The following is a 17,539-nucleotide window of genomic DNA, read 5'->3' on the forward strand; positions in this document are numbered from 1 at the left end:
GAATATGAATTATTGGTTTGCCTCTGTGCTCTCTGTGTCTCCGTGGTGAATTGATCTAAATGGACTATCCAATTTTTGAACACGACGTTCTCGTTATCGGTGCCGGCGGTGCCGGGCTTCGGGCTGCTATTGAGGCTTCGGCGGCCGGCGTCAGCGTCGGGTTGATCTGCAAATCTTTGCTCGGCAAGGCACACACCGTCATGGCCGAGGGCGGAATGGCGGCGGCGATGGGAAATGTTGACGACCGCGACAATTGGAAGGTGCATTTCACCGACACAATGCGCGGCGGCCAGTACGTCAACAACTGGCGCATGGCCGAGCTTCACGCCAAAGAAGCACCGGAACGCGTCCGCGAACTCGAAGCCTGGGGTGCCGTTTTCGATCGTACAAAAGACGGCAAGATCCTCCAGCGAAACTTCGGCGGCCATCGATATCCTCGCCTCGCTCACGTCGGCGACCGCACCGGACTCGAATTGATAAGAACTTTACAAGACCACGGCATCCACCAAGGCATCGAGGTCTATATGGAGGTAACTGTCCTCACTCTGCTCAAGGATGGCGACCGCGTCATCGGCTGTCTCGCCTACGAACGCGAACACGGACGTTTCCGTATTTTTAAGGGAAAAGCCGTCATTCTCGCGACCGGCGGCGTCGGCCGTGCGTACAAGATCACCTCGAACAGCTGGGAAGGTACGGGCGACGGACACGCACTCGCATACGACGCCGGAGCCGAACTGATCGATATGGAGTTCCTGCAATTCCATCCGACCGGCATGGTATGGCCGCCGAGTGTTCGCGGCATTTTGGTCACTGAAGGCGTCCGCGGCGAAGGCGGCATTTTGCTCAACAGCGAAGGCAAACGCTTCATGTTCGACGACATTCCGGACAACTACAAAGATCAGACGTCCGACACCGAAGAAGAAGGCTGGCGATATGTGACCGGCGACAAGAATGCCCGACGTCCGCCCGAATTGCTTACGCGCGACCACGTCGCCCGATGTATAGTCCGCGAAGTAAAGGCCGGACGCGGTTCGCCGCACGGAGGCGTGTTCCTCGATATCGCCTGGATCAAGGAAAAGATCCAGAACGCACCCGAGCACATCAAAAAGAAATTGCCGAGTATGTATCACCAGTTCAAGCAATTGGCGAATCTCGACATCACGACGACGCCGATGGAGGTCGGCCCGACCACGCATTACGTGATGGGCGGTATCCGTGTTGACGCCGACACGCAGGCCTCGACCGTTCCGGGCCTCTTCGCCGCAGGCGAATGCGCTGCCGGCATCAACGGGGCCAATCGTCTCGGCGGAAATTCGCTGTCCGACCTGATCGTTTTCGGCAAACGTGCGGGCGAATACGCCGCGATCTTTGCTCAGGAAAACGCACACGGCACGCTCGACAAGGGCCAGATCGAACAAGCGGCCAGAGCCGCACTCGAACCGTTCGAACGCGAAGGCGGCGAAAATCCGTACGCCATCCAGCATGATCTGCAGGAAATGATGCAGGCGAATGTCGGCATCGTTCGCACACAAGAAGAGATGATCGAGGCTCTTAACGGTCTCGACATTCTACGCAATCGAGCTGCAAGGACATTCGTGCCGGGCAATATAGATTTCAATCCCGGCTGGCATACGGCTCTCGACCTGCACAATCTGCTGGTCGTCAGTGAGGCCATAGCACGCGCCGCGATCGAACGAAAAGAAAGCCGCGGCGGCCATTTCCGCGACGATTTCCCGGGCAAAGACCCCGAGTTTGCAAAATTCAACTACTCCCTCAAAAAATCAGCCGACGGCGGAATGGAGATCCAAAAGGTCCCGATCCCCGAAATGCCGGCCGAGCTAAAAGCGATCATTGAAGAAATGGGTTAGAGGAATTGAACCGCAGAAACGCGGAGACGCAGAGTCATTTCAAACAGGATGAACAGGATTTATGGGATGAGAAAGAAATGTCCGTCAATATCTAATTTAACTCGTCCATCCTGTCTATCCTGTTAAATAAACGGCTCTGCGTCTCCGCGTCTTTGCGGTAGAGTAACTATGAAAAAAGCGACATTCAGTATCAGACGCGGCGGTCGCGAGACGGCGAAAATGGTCGACTATCAGACCGAGGTCACCGAAGGTATGGTCGTGCTCGACGCCGTGCATCAGATCCAGTCCGAGTCGGCTCCGGACCTCGCCTGCCGTTGGAACTGCAAGGCCGGAAAATGCGGTTCGTGCTCTGCCGAGATCAACGGCATGCCCAAATTGATGTGTATGACGCGGCTCGACACTATCCCACTCGACCAGCCCGTCACGATCGAACCGATGCGTGCTTTTCCGCCTGTCAAAGATCTGATCACGGACGTTTCGTGGAATTATGAGGTCAAAAAGCGCATCAAGAAATTCAAGCCGCGAACGCCCGACGCCGAGGACGGCAGCTGGCGAATGCAGCAGGAGGACGTCGACCGCGTTCAGGAATTTCGCAAGTGTATCGAGTGTTATCTCTGTCAGGACGTTTGCCACGTTCTTCGTGATCACGCGAAACACGACGAATTCATCGGCCCGCGTTTCCTGGTTTATTCCGCCGCACTCGAGATGCACCCGCTCGACACCGAGAACCGCACCGAGGATCTCAAGGATCTTTTTGGCATCGGCTACTGCAACATCACAAAATGCTGCACGAAGGTTTGCCCTGAGGGCATTACGATCACCGATAATGCTATCATTCCGCTTAAGGAACGTGTGGTCGACGAGCACTACGATCCGCTCAAAAAGCTCGTAAAGCTGTTTAGAAAGAAATGAGATATACCCCCGAAGTTTGGGCCGCAAAACGGGCAAAAGGCATCTGGCGTTTTCTGCTGTTTGACGGGATCTTGATCACCGGCGGCCCGTTCGCCGTGATCCTGCAGGTTGTAGGTTATTTCCTTTTTCCCGGCGAAGCTCAATCATTCGGACAATATTTCGCCGATTCGACCACTTGGCTCAGATTCATGCTTCACGGAACGCTGTTTGGGCTTATAATGGGATTTATCAATTGGCGTCGAAATGAACGCGAATTTACTACTCAAAACACGGGGAAATAAAAGGCATTTATGTTCGAACTAAAACCTCTGTCATCCGACGCTGTGCCGGCCGCACTCGAAAAAGCGAACCGGTATCGGCTGCTGAACGAACCCGGTGCGGCCGAGAGCATTTATCTGGATATTCTCGAGATCGAACCTGAAAATCAAGAGGCAACCAAAAACATCGTCCTTGCGATGAGCGACCGTTTTGGCAAAGACTATGCCATCGGCGACGCCCGCATTACCGAATACATCACGCGGATCAAGAGTGATTACGAACGCTCATACTATACGGGCATCATGTACGAACGCCGCGGCAAGGCCGAACTCGCCCGCGGCGGCGTCGGTGCATACGAGCTTTTTCGGCAAGCGATGGACTGTTTCGAAACCGCCGAATCAATGCGGCCGGCCGGCCGTGACGACGCGATCTTGCGTTGGAATGGCTGCGTCCGCATCATCAAGCGAAACAACCTCGGACCTCGCGATATGCCGCACGATTTTCTTGAATAACATAGGTTGCGAGGCTGCAAAAGGTGTGCGATATTTTACACGCGGTTTGGACGCACATTTTCAAAAGTTGTATTTCTATCAATTAGTAAAGGAGACAATAAAATGGCTGGGAAATTTGAACTAAAAGTATCGAAAAATGGTAAGTATCATTTTAATCTCTTGGCAGGAAACGGTCAGATCATCCTTTCGTCTGAAATGTATGAATCAAAATCCGCCGCCGAGAACGGAATTGCTTCGGTCTCGAAGAATGCCGCTGACGAAGGCCGCTTTGAGCGCCGCGAGTCGGCCAAGGGTGATCCGTATTTTGTCATAAAGGCAGGAAACGGCCAAGAGATCGGCCGCAGCGAAATGTATTCGTCGAAAGCATCGATGGAGAACGGCATCGCTTCGGTAATGAAAAATGCTCCGGGTGCCGAAACCGTCGAGGCATAGACTTCTTAAAACCACTAACCGCGAAACACGCGAAAGAAACTAAAAAGAGTTGTTTCTGATTTTTAGTATTTTTCGCGTGTTTCGCGGTTAGATTCTTTAATATGACCAGAACAAGACTCGGCGTCGAACGCCTCCTCAGCGACAAGATTGATCTCATTCGCGGACAGCGGATCGGGCTCGTGTGCAATCAGGCATCCGTTTTGCCCGATACTTTCGTACATGCCGCTGACGCATTTGGCGAGCGCGGCGAATTCGAACTGACGACGCTCTTCGGCCCGCAGCACGGAATTCGAGGTGACGTTCAGGACAACATGATCGAGACGCCGCACTCCGTCGATGAGCGTACGGGCCGCATGGTCTATTCGCTCTACAGCGAGACGCGCGTGCCGACCGAAGAGATGGTCCGCGATATCGACACATTCGTCGTCGATCTGCAGGACGTCGGCTGCCGCATCTATACGTTCGTCTACACCATGGCAAACTGCATGCGTGCGGCGAAACAGTTTGGGAAAAAGGTGGTCGTCTGCGACCGGCCTAATCCGATCAACGGCAACGCCATCGAAGGCAACATCACCGAGCACGAGTTCAGATCGTTCGTCGGCCAGTTCGAGACTACCGACGCGGCACGGTATGACCATCGGCGAACTCGCCAGGATGTTCAACGAACATTTCGGCATCGGCTGCGACCTAGAGGTCGTCGAGATGGAAGGTTGGACACGCGAAATGTGGGGCGATGAGACCGGTTTGCAATGGATCTTGCCCTCGCCAAACATCCCGACGGTCGATACCTGCGTCGTCTTTCCCGCAACCGTCCACATCGAGGGCACCGAACTCAGCGAAGGCCGCGGTACGACACGCGTTTTCGAGCTGAACGGCGCACCGTTCATCGACCCGTACGATTGGGTCCGCGAGCTCGACAGCTTTAACTTTGCCGGCGTTAAGTTTCGCCACGTCTTTTTCCGCCCGACATTCCAAAAGTGGGCCGAGCGAACCTGCGGCGGCGTCCAGATCCACGTCACCGACCGCGAGGCATTTACGCCCGTCATCGTCGGGATCGCCATCATAAAGACGGCCTACGACATGTACACCGAGCATTTCCAGTGGAAACAGGAAGCGTACGAATACGTCTATGACGTTAACCCATTCGACGTCGTCTGCGGCACCGACAAGATCCGCAAACAGATCGAGAACGGTGTAGCTCTTAACGAGATCGAATCGGATTGGGCCGATGGTTTGGCGGCATTCCGTGAGGCAAGAAAGCCGTATCTGCTTTATTGATAAGTTTTACGACGTTCTATATTTGATGATATTTTCGGCCATACCTTGGAATACGAAATAATGGAACGGCAAGACTGAGTACCAATACATACGGCCGAGCAGCCCCGTGGGACGGAAAGTCGCTGTCTGTTTCAGACGGTCCTGCCCGTCCTTACGAACGATCACAAATTCGAGCCAGGCTTCACCGGGCAGCTTCATTTCAGCGTAAAGCAAGAGTCGCTTTTGCGGCTTGTCCGCAACCAGCACTCGCCAAAAATCGAGCGTGTCACCGGCGTTTATGACGTTAGAGTTGGTCCGGCCGCGGCGGAGTCCGACACCGCCAAACATCTTGTCCATAACCCCCCTGATCGACCATAGCCAATTGGTGTAGTACCAGCCGCGATTGCCGCCGATCGACCAGATATTATCCAGCACTTGATCGGTATCCGTCGTGACCGGCACGATCCGTTCGTCAACAAAGCACCCGTTGACAGGCACCTCCAAATGCTCAAGCAGGGAATTGTCCCGGTAACTCGAAACAAGCGAATCTTTCCAGCTTGAAACCACACTGTTCTGACCGATCTTTTGAAAAGCTAGGTCCACGGCCTCTCGGTAGGTTATCGGTTGGATGCCCAGCCGTTCTCCGAGATCATTTGGTTCTGCGACGACCTCGACCTTCATACTATTGACCAGATTGACCGCGAGTCGGTAAGACGTGTTCGTAACAAAGTATAGCCAGTATGACGAGAGCTTTGGCGTCATTATCGGGACGGTAAAGATATATCGTTTCAATCCGCGGACCCCGGCAAACTGAAGCAGCATTTCCTTGTACGTCATAACTTCGGGGCCGCCGATGTCGAAGGACCGGCCGTAGGTGTCCTCACGAAGCAATACGCCCGTGAGGTACTCAAGTACGTTGCGGATCGCGATCGGCTGGGTCCTCGTATTCAGCCATTTAGGCGTGATCATTATTGGCAGTTTCTCGGCCAGATCGCGTATGATCTCGAACGACGAACTGCCCGAGCCGACGATTATCGCGGCCTTGAGCGACGTGACCGGCACTTTGCTTGTTCGCAGTATCTCGTCCACCTTTTTCCTAGACGCCAGGTGTTTTGAGAGTTTCTTTTCGTTGGTGATGCCGCCCAGATAGATTATCTGTTTTGCCGATGTTTGGTCGATCAGCGTGACAAAATTCGACGCCGCGGTCTCCTCCAGCTTGTCGAAACCGGACGAATCGTTGTCACTCATCGAATGGATCAAATAGTATGCAACGTCGATATCCTGCAGCGTATTCTTTGGTGACGCATCCTCTAAGAAGTCAATTTCGAGGACGCTAACGTTTGGGTGTGCATAAAAGCCGTCCCGTGGGAATCTGTTCTTATTCCTGACCGCACAGACTACCTCACAACCTCGCTCGATCAGTATCGGCAAGAGCCGCTTTCCAATGTAACCATTGGCACCGGTAAGAAGTACTTTCATTACAGCTAGTCTACTATTTTACGCGCCGCAATGCGTCGAGCACCTTTTCACCTCTCGGGGACAACCGATATCCCGGCCGCAGGCTTTCCGTCAGGCCGAGGGCTTTTAGTTTGCGGACCCAGGGTTTGAAGTGCGGGATGTCCAGGCCGATCTGTTCGGCGAGAATGGCGGCGTGGGTGTTGGGCTGGTCGTTGATCATCTGCAGATACATTTGCGTCCAGTTCCCGCGTTTGCTGCCGGCGTCGAGTTTACGGAGTTTGGCGATGATCTCGCCGATCTCATCGTCAGACAGGTCGGCTTTTTGGCGGAGTTCCTTACGCGGATCCTCGCCCGCAAAATGCACTGCGATGCGGTAGATTTCGGTCGGCTCGTCGCGTTCGACCAACTGTGCTAGCAGCTCACGTTTCGACGCAAATCCGGCCGCGATCGCATCCTCGTTTTTGATATTTCGTTCGGTTACCACGTCGACCGCTTCGATCGCCAGCACGCCACGCTGAGTCATCTGCGTCCCTCCGGCCTTCACGCCGGGCTTTTTCCAGCGGCGAAAGATCAGCGAGATCTTGCCGGCCTTAATATCGTCGAGGATCACGTTCTTGATCAGCATCGATGTTCCGTTAACCGCCACTGACGGCGTTGAAAATATGCAGTTCGTCGCCCTTGATTGGCGTCAAGAGACCCTTAATTCGCTTTACGTCGTCGCCGCCGACGAAGATGTTGACGTGCTGGCGGATCTCACCCTGCTCGTTCAGGACGCGGTCGCGAAGTGCCCGGTGGAGCTTGAAAAGCGATTCAAGAGCGTCGCCGACGGTCGCCGGTTCGCCGTCTAGGTGCACCTCGGTCTCGCCGCCGGAAAACGGTCTCAGATATCCGCTGAGATGAACGGTAACTGACATTTCTATCCTACTCTGCGTCCTTTGCGGACTCTGCGTTTAATTCTAAACGCGGAGATCGCCGAGGACGCAGTGAGACCGACATATTTAACCTAGAGAATACGCCTTGACACAGCAGATCTCGGGCAGTGAGCCTTCGATCAGTTTCCACGAGTCGCCGTCGTCGTCTGAGCCGAAGAGCTTGCCGTTCTTGGTGCCGACAAAGATGTCCGTGCCGACGGAATCGACAGCGTCGCGCAGGATGACCTCGTAGGCGTTCTTTTGGGGCAGGCCTTTGGTCAGCGGCTGCCACGTTTCGCCTTCGTCGCGAGTTCGGTAAACGCGGAGCTTGCCGTCGCAGGTAAACCGTTTCGCATCAGCCTCGAGCGGCACGATGAACACCGACCCCGAACCGCTCGCCGTCATTCCAAATCCAAAGTTCGACGGCAGCCCGTTCTCGATCTCCTGCCACGTATGGCCGTCGTCGCGGCTGCGGTAAACGCCGTGGTGATTTTGCAGGAAAAGCGTCTTCTTCTTTTTTGGGTGCCTGACGATCTTGTGAACGCACTGGCCGAATTCGGGATATTGGTTCGGCATAAAATACGCCTTAATGCCCTCATTTGTTGCCGCCCACGTTTCACCGCCGTCGGCCGATCGGTAAACGCCCGCGGAGGAGACCGCGATCTTCAGATCGTTCGGGTGCTTTTTGTCGGTGATGATCGTGTGCAGACAGAGGCCGCCAAATCCGGGAGTCCAATTCTTGCGGTGCTTGTGTTTCCAGAGGCCGCTGTTGAGTTTCCAGGTTTCGCCTCGATCGTGCGATTCGAAAAGCCCGCCCGGAGCCGTACCGACGTAAAGCGTATCGTCATTCGCACCCGGAGCGATCTGCCAGATATTCTCGAGCGCGGTTTTCGTATTCGCGGGCATCTTGATACGCCGCTTTTCGGGCATATCCCACGTCTTGCCCATATCGGTGCTCTTGCAAAGCTCAGCACCAAAATGCCAGCTCGCCGGACCGGCCCACATCTCGTTTCGGCCTTTTCGCTGATCGAGAAACGCAGAATATACCGCGAGCCCAGCAAAATGCGGCCCTTCGATCGACCATTTATCGCTGCCGGACGCCCGCTCGAGAATGAACAGCCCTTTTGCCGTTCCGACCAATAGCAAAGTACCTTTCTCAGCCATAAACCTCTCCGTGATCTAAGCGTTTACAACATCCTTGATGTCGACATTTCTGTTTCTGAGATCGATGCCGCCTTCGAGGATCGATTTGAGATTTGCAAGATAAAATGCCCACCCGAGACCGCATTCGATGTAAATATGTCGAGAGGGATCGTCAGGTATCTGACTTTGGATCAGTTCGACGACAGTTTCACCTTTTTCTTCGGCGATCGATACCGTGACGGGGCAGCCATTGGTGAACGTGAACGCAAACTTATCGAGGCCGTTGGCTTCGAGAATCATTCCGCTCTCGCTGACGTCGTCGAGATATCCATGCCAACGCCACAGATAAGAATCGCCGGCCTCGACCTCGCGGTCACGATTCTTCGAGGCTCCATCGACACCGACGTACTCTGCGGAACGCAGAAACCAGCGTTCGATCTGAGACGGTATCGCCCAAGCGTCGTAGATCGCTTTGGTTGGATAGTTGACGGTTATCCGCCGCGTAAATGTGCTCCAGTCGCGAGCCATATCGAAATTGATCAAAACCAGCTCTTCTTGCCGCCGAGCAATCCGCCAAGCACGCCGCGAACCAGCTTAGTGCCGAGCGAACGGCCGATGCTGCTGGTTGCGCTGCGGACGGCACTCTTGCCGATCGATTCCCAAACGGTATCGGGGGCACGAGCGGCGGCCTTTTCGGCTTTTACCGCCTCGGCTTGCTGTTTTTCGATCGCGGCCTGCTCGGCGGCGAGCTGCTGTTCGGCAAGCCGTGCGTCAGATTTTACCTTGAGCATTTCAAAAGCCGATTCGCGGTCGATCGGTGTTTCATAGACACCTGCAACGAGCGAATTTGCGATCAAGGCCGCACGCTGCTCGGGCAAGATCGGCCCGATGTGTCCTGCCGGAGGAACAACGAACGCCCGGTCGACCATCGTCGGAACGCCCTTTTCGTCGAGCGTCGAGATCAGAACTTCGCCGACGCCAAGCTCGGTGATGACCGTCTCGGTGTCGAGGGCCGGATTAACACGAAACGACGACGCGGCCGCTCTGACGCCTTTCTGCTCCTGCGGCGTATACGCTCGCAGAGCGTGCTGAACGCGGTTGCCGAGCTGTGCCAGGACCTTCTCGGGAATGTCAGCCGGATTTTGCGTGACAAAATATACACCGACGCCCTTCGATCGAATAAGCCGAACGACCTGCTCGACCTTATCGATCAGTGCCTGCGGAGCGTCAGAAAACAGTAAATGGGCCTCGTCGAAGAAGAACACGAGTTTTGGCTTTTCAAGGTCACCTGCCTCGGGCAGTTCCTCGAACAATTCGGAAAGCAGCCAGAGCAAAAACGTCGAATAGAGCTTCGGCGAGTTGATCAATTGATCGGCAGCGAGCAGATTCAGCACGCCTTTGCCGCCGACGCTTTGCATAAAATCGTCGAGTTTTACGGCCGGCTCGCCAAAGAAAAGGTCGCCGCCCTGCTCATCGATCTGGAGCAGGCCACGTTGGATCGCACCGACCGACGCCGCCGAAACGTTGCCGTATTGGAGCGTCAACTCCGCCGCACTTTCACCGACGAACTGCATCAACGCCTGCAGGTCCTTGAGGTCGATCAGCATCAGGCCGTTGTCATCAGCAAACTTGAACGCGATCGAAAGCACGCCTTCCTGTGTGTCGTTGAGCTGCAAAAGCCGTGCGATCAGCAGCGGGCCCATTTCCGAAACGGTCGCCCGCAGCGGATGGCCTTGCTTGCCGAAAACATCCCAGACCGTCGCAGGAAAGCCTTCGAACGCGGGCGTGATGCCGAGCAGTTCGTTGCGGGCGTCGATCTTGGCATTGCCGCCGCCGGCCTGTGTCACACCGGTCAGGTCGCCCTTGATATCGGCCATAAAAACAGGCACACCGCGTGAGCTAAAGCCCTCGGCCAGCTTCTGCAGGGTAACTGTCTTACCCGTTCCGGTCGCCCCCGTAATAACGCCGTGACGATTGGCCATCTGCGGCAAAAGATAGAATTCGTTTGCATCCTTTTTTGCAACGAGTATTGGTTCGCTCATATTTTTCTTTCACTCTTCTCAACACTTTTCGTATTTCCAATTCCGCCGTTTCCCTTCTGACAGCCACTCGATCGTGGTTGCCAGCCGCTTGTCGCGGGTCGCGTCGGTCTTGGCGTCAGAAATCCATTCGGCGTAGTCGCGTTTGCAGCTCGGCGGAAATTTGTCGAAGGTCTCGGCGGCCTTATCGTTTCTTGCCAGCGCCTCGAGCAGGATGTCGGGCACGACGAACTCTTTCTTTTCGTGCTTCGGCTTTGTTACCTTGACGCCTTCATCGTTGAGCTTCATCGCCTGTTTGATGAGCTTCTTCATCACGGCGTCTTTCGGTAGATCGTCTAACGAGGTGAGCTTGCCAAGCTGCCCATCGCTGTTTTCGTTTCCGAGAACTCGGCCGATTCCATCAGCGTCTGTTTCCAAAAGCCAAACGTGCAGTGCTGTTTGAACGACGCAAACCCGCACAAGATGCCCTTGTATTCAAAGCTCGGCATGCTCCATTTGAGCGTTTCCGTAACATCCGGACACGTTTCGTGAACGAGCTCGCGAAGATGCGTGAGGACCGGTTTTGCGAATTCCTGCGACTTTTCGATATACGCGTCGATCCGCGGATCTATTGTCGGCATAACAACCTCTCCATCAATTGAAAGTGAACCGTATTATATACGATTTTCCTTGCGAATAACCAATTTTAGCCCCGACCATTTCTCATCGAACGCACAGACCTTTACATCGACCAGCCCCAGCGGAAATGCCGCCTCGCGAATCGTGTCCTCGGTGATCTCCGTCGGCAGTTTCGCGGCCTTTTTATACCACGAGACCCAGATCGAGCCGTCTTGTTTGATCAGGCGAATACACTCGGCAAGTTTCCCGAATAATTCGTCGCGGCTGTTGGTAAATAGATGGATGAGATCCGCGTCGGCCGCCGAACTATCTGTGATCGAAACCGAGTCGGGCAGCGGTGCGACGAGCTCGGAATAATTATCCGGGGCATTCTGCGTCATGACCAGAAAGCCGTCCTTGATGCCAAGTTTCTTTGCGAGCGGTGTTCCTGAATAGCCTGTGGTCATAAAGGAAATTTACCACAGAGACGCGGTGAACACTGAGATAAAAATAATAGCGGGAACGAATACGATCTTATCTGGCTCAGGGTCTGCGGCGACGCTGTGGTGAATCCCACTTTTTGCTGCGCGATATTTGTTAAATCGGGGCAAGTATTTGATAATCATTAGTTTTGGATATTAACTAGAATTTATCTGAGTTTTAATGCCAATTTATTGAGGTAGTTTGTAAAGGTTTGCCTCGCCTTGGCGAAAACACGGAATAGAAACAATATGAACGAATACGTAATTTACTTGGTGCCCGCATTAGGGGTCTTGGGTTTGCTGGTAATGGCATTTAAGTCGGCTTGGGTCGGTAAGCAGGATGCCGGTGACGAGAAAATGCAGGAACTCGCCGGCTATATCGCCGACGGAGCAATGGCGTTTTTGAAAGCAGAATGGCGGGTGCTCAGCATTTTCGTGCTGTTCACGTCGGTTCTACTTGCATATTCCGGCACGATCCACGAAGTAAACGGCAAAGAGATCCATTCGAGCTGGCTGATCGCGATCGCCTTTATCATCGGAGCAGTTTTCTCCGCGACCGCAGGCTATATCGGAATGAAGGTCGCGACCAAAGCTAACGTCCGCACGACGCAGGCTGCCCGCACAAGCCTGAAACAGGCATTGAGAGTGTCATTCACCGGCGGGACGGTAATGGGCCTCGGCGTCGCCGGTCTTGCTGTCTTTGGCCTCGGTGGCCTGTTCATCCTTTTCCTCGCCATCTTCCAGGGACTCGGCGCCAATCAAATCAAGACGGCGATCGAAGTGTTGACGGGATTCTCGCTCGGTGCCGAGTCGATCGCACTGTTCGCACGTGTCGGCGGCGGCATTTACACCAAGGCGGCTGACGTCGGTGCCGATCTCGTCGGAAAGGTCGAGGCCGGAATTCCGGAGGACGATGTCCGCAACCCCGCAACGATCGCCGATAACGTCGGTGACAACGTCGGCGATGTCGCCGGTATGGGTGCCGACCTGTTTGGTTCGTATGTAGCGACTATCCTCGCAACAATGGTCCTCGGACAAGAGATAAAGGTAACTGACAATTTCGGCGGCATGTCGCCGATCCTTTTGCCGATGGTCATCTGCGGACTTGGTATTATCTTCTCGATCATCGGCTGCGCAATGGTCAGGATCAAGGACGACAAATCGAGCGTTCAAAACGCACTCAACATCGGCAACTGGGCGTCGATCATCCTGACGGTGATCGCATCGTACTTTGTCGTCATGTGGATGCTGCCCGAAAACCTGGCGTGGGCCAACTCCGCACGTGGAACCGCTTTCACCCGCAACGGTGTATTCGGCGCGATCGTCGTCGGCAGCATCGTCGGAGCGATCATGAGTATCGTCACCGAATATTTCACCGCAATGGGCAAAAAGCCGGTGCTGTCGATCGTCCGCCAGTCATCGACCGGGCACGCGACCAACATCATCGGCGGCCTTTCGGTCGGCATGAAATCGACCGTCATTCCGGTCTTGACGCTCGCCGGCGGTATCATCGCTTCGTACTATTTTGCGGGCCTTTACGGTGTCGCGATCGCGGCAGCCGGTATGATGGCGACCACCGCAATGCAGCTCGCGATCGATGCTTTCGGACCGATCGCCGACAACGCCGGCGGCATTGCCGAAATGAGCCAGTTGCCTCCTGAGGTTCGCGAACGCACCGACAATCTCGATGCCGTCGGCAACACGACAGCCGCAACCGGCAAAGGATTTGCCATCGCGTCAGCCGCTCTGACATCGCTCGCTTTGTTCGCGGCATTCGTTGGAATGGCAGGGATCGACCGTATCGACATTTACAAGGCAAACGTACTCGCCGGACTGTTCGTCGGTGGTATGATACCTTTCATTTTCTCGGCGTTGTGCATCCAGGCCGTCGGCAAGGCCGCGATGGAAATGGTCGAGGAGGTCCGCCGCCAGTTCCGCGAAATTCCGGGCATCATGGAATACAAAGCCAAGCCGGAATATGAAAAATGCGTGGCCATTTCGACCAACGCATCGATCAAACAGATGATCATGCCCGGAGCGATCGCGTTGATCACGCCGGTACTCGTCGGATTTACGTTCGGCCCTGAGGTCTTGGGCGGACTGCTCGCCGGTGTCACTGTTTCGGGTGTACTGATGGGAATTTTCCAATCGAACGCCGGCGGTGCCTGGGACAATGCCAAGAAATCGTTCGAGAAGGGCGTCGAGATCAACGGCGAGATGTTTTACAAAGGCTCAGAGCCGCACAAGGCTTCTGTGACCGGCGACACGGTCGGCGATCCGTTCAAGGACACCTCGGGGCCGTCGATGAACATTCTCATCAAGCTGATGTCGATCGTCTCGCTCGTCATAGCTCCGTTCATAGCCGGCATAAGCCGATAGATGTGATCGACGCCGCCGCATCGGCGATCTAACTTATGTCTGTGTGAATGCCCGACCTTCAACGAAGCCAAAATATATGGCAACTGCGAGATCGGGCATTCGCATCTTTAACTTTCGATAATTTTTCTTTAATGGAGAATCAAAGACAATGACCGTTCGAAATAGAGTGTTTAGAACACTTATGTTGGGCGCCGCCGCGTGCGCCGTATTTACATTTTTTGCTGCCGCTCCGTCGCTTGCGCAGGACGGCGAAGAGGCGAGGACCGAATTTGACGAATCGCTAGTACCCGATTCGGGCAAGACGGTAAAGGATTTTGTGCCGGCGGGCTGGAAGATCGAAGAAGATGTGAAAGGCGATCTCAATCAGGACGGCGTCATTGACCATGCCCTAAAGCTGATCGAGATCGACCCGGACCCGAAGAAAGACGAAATGGTTGACCTCGGCCGTGCACTGGTGATCGTGTTCGGCGGAAATGACGGCCTGAGAAAAGCGGCCGTAGCCGGCAAGATCCTTCAGTGCACGGCGTGCGGCGGAGCATTTTACGGTGCAATGCCCGCTCCGGCAAATGTCTCGATCGCGAAGGGCGTTTTGACGGTCATGAATGATCACGGTTCGCGTTGGGTGACCGAGGTAACGTACAAATTCCGCTATGACGAACAGCCCGGCATGTTCATCCTTATCGGTTTTGACTATGTCAGCCGCGACCGTGCCGAGGGCAGCGTGACGAGCGAGAGCACAAATTACCTCACCGGAAAACGCATTACTACCACCGGGAAAGGTAAAAAGACCAAAGTAACAAATTCGGTCGTCTCCAAGGAAAAGTTTGAGATCGGCAGCGTCGATACCGAAGAATGGGAATCTCAAGCAACCACTCGATTGGGCCTTGACTAAGATAACGGAAGGATCGCTTCGGCGGTCCTTTTTTTGAATGTTTACCAGCAGTACACAAAAAATGAAAATTAAAGCGTTAATTACTCTCGCACTTTTGTTGGCGTTCGCATCGATCGGTCTTGCACAGGCTAAATCGGCCAAGACGACCAATCCGAACGTCATCATCAAGAACCTCTACAAAGCCCAAAAGGCCGGAACAGGGCCGTTCTTTCAGACGAAGAGCCGTGTCGTCATCGACAAATATTTCACCAAGGATCTTGCCGATCTGATCTGGAAAGACGCCAAAGAGGCGAACGGCGAAGTCGGCAAACTCGATTTTGATCCGCTCTTCGGCGTACAGGACAATACGCACACCGACTTTGTCATCATGGACACGGGCTGGGGCGGCGACGCCAAATTCGGCCCCGCGACCGAAGCAGTCGTCCAGGTCACATTCAAACTGAGCGGCAAAGAAACGATGGTTTCATTCCGCTTTCGCCAGCAGAAAAACAAGCTCTGGAAGATCTACGACATCCGCTATCCCGGCGACGGCGATGATAGATTTCTGAAAGCGATCTTGTCGGCCAACTGAGTCCATGGCCCGCGCGTCCGCAGCCCCGTGTCCGTAGCCCGCACGTAAGTGAGGGCTCAACGCGCTTTACATTCAAGCTTAATCAAACGAAGGCAACTCCCCGCCCTGCGCATTTACTACATATTCGACCGCCGCAGAGACGTGCCCGTCAGTCCACAGGTACCGCGTGCTTCCGTGACGACTCCAAGGCCTTTGAGTTTCACCGATCAAACCTGCTGTCCTCAATGCTTTGGTCGCTATGCCTTAAAACTGTCCATCATCCGTTCGGGCTTTGCAGAGTTGCTTGCAACAACATGAGCATGATTCGTCCTTACGTCCAGAGCGAATAACGCATAGCCTCTGACGCGGCAGACGTCGCGTATCGCCGCTTCTACCACCTTCCTTTCAGCTGCGCCAAGCAGGAAGACATTGTGCTTCATTTGTCCCGCTTTGCGCTCAACTTTTTCTGAGTCTGGGGTGATACGCGGAGTTCCGACGCGGTTGTAGAACCGACGGTCAACGGAACCTCTATCATCGCCATGCAGCCAGGTTCCGTAACATCGAAATGTGATCAGGTATGCCTTAGCGACCGATCGGTCTTGAAAATCGATGTAGTCGCGCTTCATATCCGTGTCGTTGTTTTCATGGGTTTCGCATTGGATAGTTCAATTTGTAATTGAATTAAGGGTATGTTGAGCCCTTACTCACGTGCGGGCTACCGACACATTCATCAGATCGATGAATCTCTCGAACAAATACTCGCTGTCGTGCGGCCCGGGAGCTGATTCCGGATGGTATTGGACGGAGAAGACCGGCAGCGTTTTATGGCGGAGGCCGGCGACGGTGTTGTCATTGAGGTTTATGTGCGTGACCTCGACATCGGCCGGCAAACTCGCCGCATCGACTGCGAAGCCGTGGTTGTGGGCGGTGATCTCGATCTTGCCGGTGGTCAGGTCCTTGATCGGTTGGTTGCCGCCGCGGTGGCCGAACTTGAGTTTGTAGGTCTTTCCACCAAACGCTTCGCCGATCAGTTGGTGCCCTAGGCAGATGCCGAACATCGGCGTTTCCGAAGCCGTGAGCTTTTTGATCTCCTCGACGACTGCCGTCATCGACGCCGGATCGCCCGGGCCGTTGGATAGAAAGATGCCGTCCGGTTTGAGAGCCATCGCGTCCGCGGCCGAGGTCTCGGCCGGAACGACCGTCACGCGGCAGCCGAACTTGGCAAACTCTCGCAAGCTGTTCGTCTTGACGCCGAAATCGTAGGCGACGATGTGGTATTGGTCGATTTTGGATTTTGGATTTTGGATTTTGGATTCGGATGCGTCGTACTCGTAGCTTTCGTCGACGGTCACTTGGCTAGCGAGTTCTCGGTTTTCCATCTTTGGGGAACTCATCACCTTTTTGAGCAGCGATTCGGGATCGAGATCGATGGTCGATATGCCGACACGCATGGCGCCTTTGTCGCGGATGTGGCGGACGAGGGCGCGTGTGTCGATGTGTTCGAGGCCGACGATGTTGTTGGTTTTGAGATAGTCCTGCAGGGACATCGTCGATCGAAAGTTTGATGCGATGCGGCTTGCTTCCCTCACGACAAAACCCTCGGCCCAAGGCCTTCGCGATTCGACGTCGGTTTCGTTCGTACCGTAATTGCCGATCAGCGGATAGGTCATACAGACGACCTGTCCGGCGTACGAAGGGTCGGTCAATATCTCCTGATACCCCGACATCGACGTATTGAACACCATCTCGCCATACGCCTCGCCGTCCGCCCCAAACGACTCGCCCGTGAACGAGCGCCCATCCTCAAGTACCAATATCGCTTTTGCCTTCTGCTGCATTAGCTTTGATT

Annotated in this window: 19 protein-coding genes and 1 pseudogene; 10 read left to right on the plus strand and 10 right to left on the minus strand. The window is 54.6% G+C overall.

The features are described from left to right. Positions 1-59 precede the first annotated feature (59 nt). The 7 genes from IPK01_03155 to IPK01_03185 all read left to right on the plus strand — a co-directional run bounded on the left by IPK01_03155 (position 60) and on the right by IPK01_03185 (position 5,260). Positions 60-1,868: a fumarate reductase/succinate dehydrogenase flavoprotein subunit gene (locus IPK01_03155; protein ID MBK7932495.1), complete on the plus strand. Its 1,809-nt coding sequence runs from the start codon at positions 60-62 to the stop codon at positions 1,866-1,868. Positions 1,869-2,036: 168 nt separating this feature from the next. Then, entirely contained in the window at positions 2,037-2,780 is a 744-nt protein-coding gene (locus IPK01_03160) for a succinate dehydrogenase/fumarate reductase iron-sulfur subunit (GenBank protein MBK7932496.1), read from the plus strand. Next, on the plus strand, positions 2,777-3,061 hold the full coding sequence (locus IPK01_03165; protein ID MBK7932497.1) for a hypothetical protein: 285 nt from the start codon (positions 2,777-2,779) through the stop codon (positions 3,059-3,061). Before IPK01_03160 ends, IPK01_03165 begins: the two co-directional genes overlap by 4 nt. A gap of 9 nt (positions 3,062-3,070) precedes the next feature. Continuing rightward, on the plus strand, positions 3,071-3,550 hold the full coding sequence (locus tag IPK01_03170) for a hypothetical protein (protein MBK7932498.1): 480 nt from the start codon (positions 3,071-3,073) through the stop codon (positions 3,548-3,550). Positions 3,551-3,652: 102 nt separating this feature from the next. Next, positions 3,653-3,982 (plus strand): YegP family protein, encoded by a 330-nt coding sequence (locus IPK01_03175; GenBank protein ID MBK7932499.1) that lies wholly within the window; start codon positions 3,653-3,655, stop codon positions 3,980-3,982. A 101-nt stretch (positions 3,983-4,083) separates the two neighbouring features. Continuing rightward, positions 4,084-4,719: a DUF1343 domain-containing protein gene (locus IPK01_03180; GenBank protein ID MBK7932500.1), complete on the plus strand. Its 636-nt coding sequence runs from the start codon at positions 4,084-4,086 to the stop codon at positions 4,717-4,719. After that, positions 4,613-5,260, plus strand: a complete 648-nt coding sequence (locus tag IPK01_03185) for a DUF1343 domain-containing protein (GenBank protein ID MBK7932501.1) — start codon at positions 4,613-4,615, stop codon at positions 5,258-5,260. Before IPK01_03180 ends, IPK01_03185 begins: the two co-directional genes overlap by 107 nt. A 6-nt stretch (positions 5,261-5,266) precedes the next feature. On the opposite strand, the gene IPK01_03190 is transcribed toward IPK01_03185, so the two are convergent. The 8 genes and pseudogenes from IPK01_03190 to IPK01_03225 all read right to left on the minus strand — a co-directional run bounded on the left by IPK01_03190 (position 5,267) and on the right by IPK01_03225 (position 11,854). After that, entirely contained in the window at positions 5,267-6,718 is a 1,452-nt protein-coding gene (locus IPK01_03190) for an SDR family oxidoreductase (protein MBK7932502.1), read from the minus strand. 13 nt (positions 6,719-6,731) lie between these two features. After that, positions 6,732-7,322 carry a hypothetical protein gene (locus IPK01_03195; GenBank protein MBK7932503.1) on the minus strand — a complete coding sequence of 197 codons (591 nt, stop codon included), beginning with the start codon at positions 7,320-7,322 and terminating at the stop codon, positions 6,732-6,734. Between the two features lie 10 nt (positions 7,323-7,332). Continuing rightward, positions 7,333-7,611, minus strand: coding sequence for a MoaD/ThiS family protein (locus IPK01_03200; GenBank protein ID MBK7932504.1), 279 nt, complete (start codon positions 7,609-7,611; stop codon positions 7,333-7,335). An 84-nt stretch (positions 7,612-7,695) separates the two neighbouring features. After that, positions 7,696-8,772 carry an exo-alpha-sialidase gene (locus IPK01_03205; protein MBK7932505.1) on the minus strand — a complete coding sequence of 359 codons (1,077 nt, stop codon included), beginning with the start codon at positions 8,770-8,772 and terminating at the stop codon, positions 7,696-7,698. 15 nt (positions 8,773-8,787) lie between these two features. Beyond that, positions 8,788-9,294, minus strand: coding sequence for an SRPBCC domain-containing protein (locus IPK01_03210; protein ID MBK7932506.1), 507 nt, complete (start codon positions 9,292-9,294; stop codon positions 8,788-8,790). Then, complete coding sequence (locus IPK01_03215; GenBank protein MBK7932507.1) at positions 9,291-10,793, minus strand: DUF853 family protein; 1,503 nt, start codon at positions 10,791-10,793, stop codon at positions 9,291-9,293. The genes IPK01_03210 and IPK01_03215 overlap by 4 nt, the downstream gene beginning before the upstream one ends. An 18-nt stretch (positions 10,794-10,811) precedes the next feature. Continuing rightward, positions 10,812-11,410, minus strand: a pseudogene (locus IPK01_03220) (YdeI/OmpD-associated family protein). A gap of 33 nt (positions 11,411-11,443) precedes the next feature. Beyond that, on the minus strand, positions 11,444-11,854 hold the full coding sequence (locus IPK01_03225; GenBank protein ID MBK7932508.1) for a DUF3052 family protein: 411 nt from the start codon (positions 11,852-11,854) through the stop codon (positions 11,444-11,446). Between the two features lie 264 nt (positions 11,855-12,118). Between IPK01_03225 and IPK01_03230 the strand changes: the two genes are divergently transcribed. From IPK01_03230 to IPK01_03240, 3 genes are all read left to right on the plus strand, one after another. Continuing rightward, positions 12,119-14,248, plus strand: a complete 2,130-nt coding sequence (locus IPK01_03230) for a sodium-translocating pyrophosphatase (protein ID MBK7932509.1) — start codon at positions 12,119-12,121, stop codon at positions 14,246-14,248. A gap of 148 nt (positions 14,249-14,396) precedes the next feature. Continuing rightward, entirely contained in the window at positions 14,397-15,140 is a 744-nt protein-coding gene (locus IPK01_03235) for a hypothetical protein (protein MBK7932510.1), read from the plus strand. A gap of 61 nt (positions 15,141-15,201) precedes the next feature. Further along, the gene (locus tag IPK01_03240) at positions 15,202-15,711 is read left to right on the plus strand and encodes a DUF3828 domain-containing protein (GenBank protein MBK7932511.1); all 510 of its coding nucleotides are present in this window, start codon (positions 15,202-15,204) and stop codon (positions 15,709-15,711) included. A gap of 236 nt (positions 15,712-15,947) precedes the next feature. On the opposite strand, the gene IPK01_03245 is transcribed toward IPK01_03240, so the two are convergent. Continuing rightward, complete coding sequence (locus IPK01_03245) at positions 15,948-16,316, minus strand: hypothetical protein (GenBank protein ID MBK7932512.1); 369 nt, start codon at positions 16,314-16,316, stop codon at positions 15,948-15,950. 78 nt (positions 16,317-16,394) lie between these two features. Further along, the gene (gene carA, locus IPK01_03250; GenBank protein ID MBK7932513.1) at positions 16,395-17,528 is read right to left on the minus strand and encodes a glutamine-hydrolyzing carbamoyl-phosphate synthase small subunit; all 1,134 of its coding nucleotides are present in this window, start codon (positions 17,526-17,528) and stop codon (positions 16,395-16,397) included. Between the last annotated feature and the right edge of the window lie 11 nt (positions 17,529-17,539).

It is taken from the genome of Acidobacteriota bacterium (genome assembly GCA_016713675.1).
In the GTDB taxonomy this organism is placed as follows: domain Bacteria; phylum Acidobacteriota; class Blastocatellia; order Pyrinomonadales; family Pyrinomonadaceae; genus OLB17.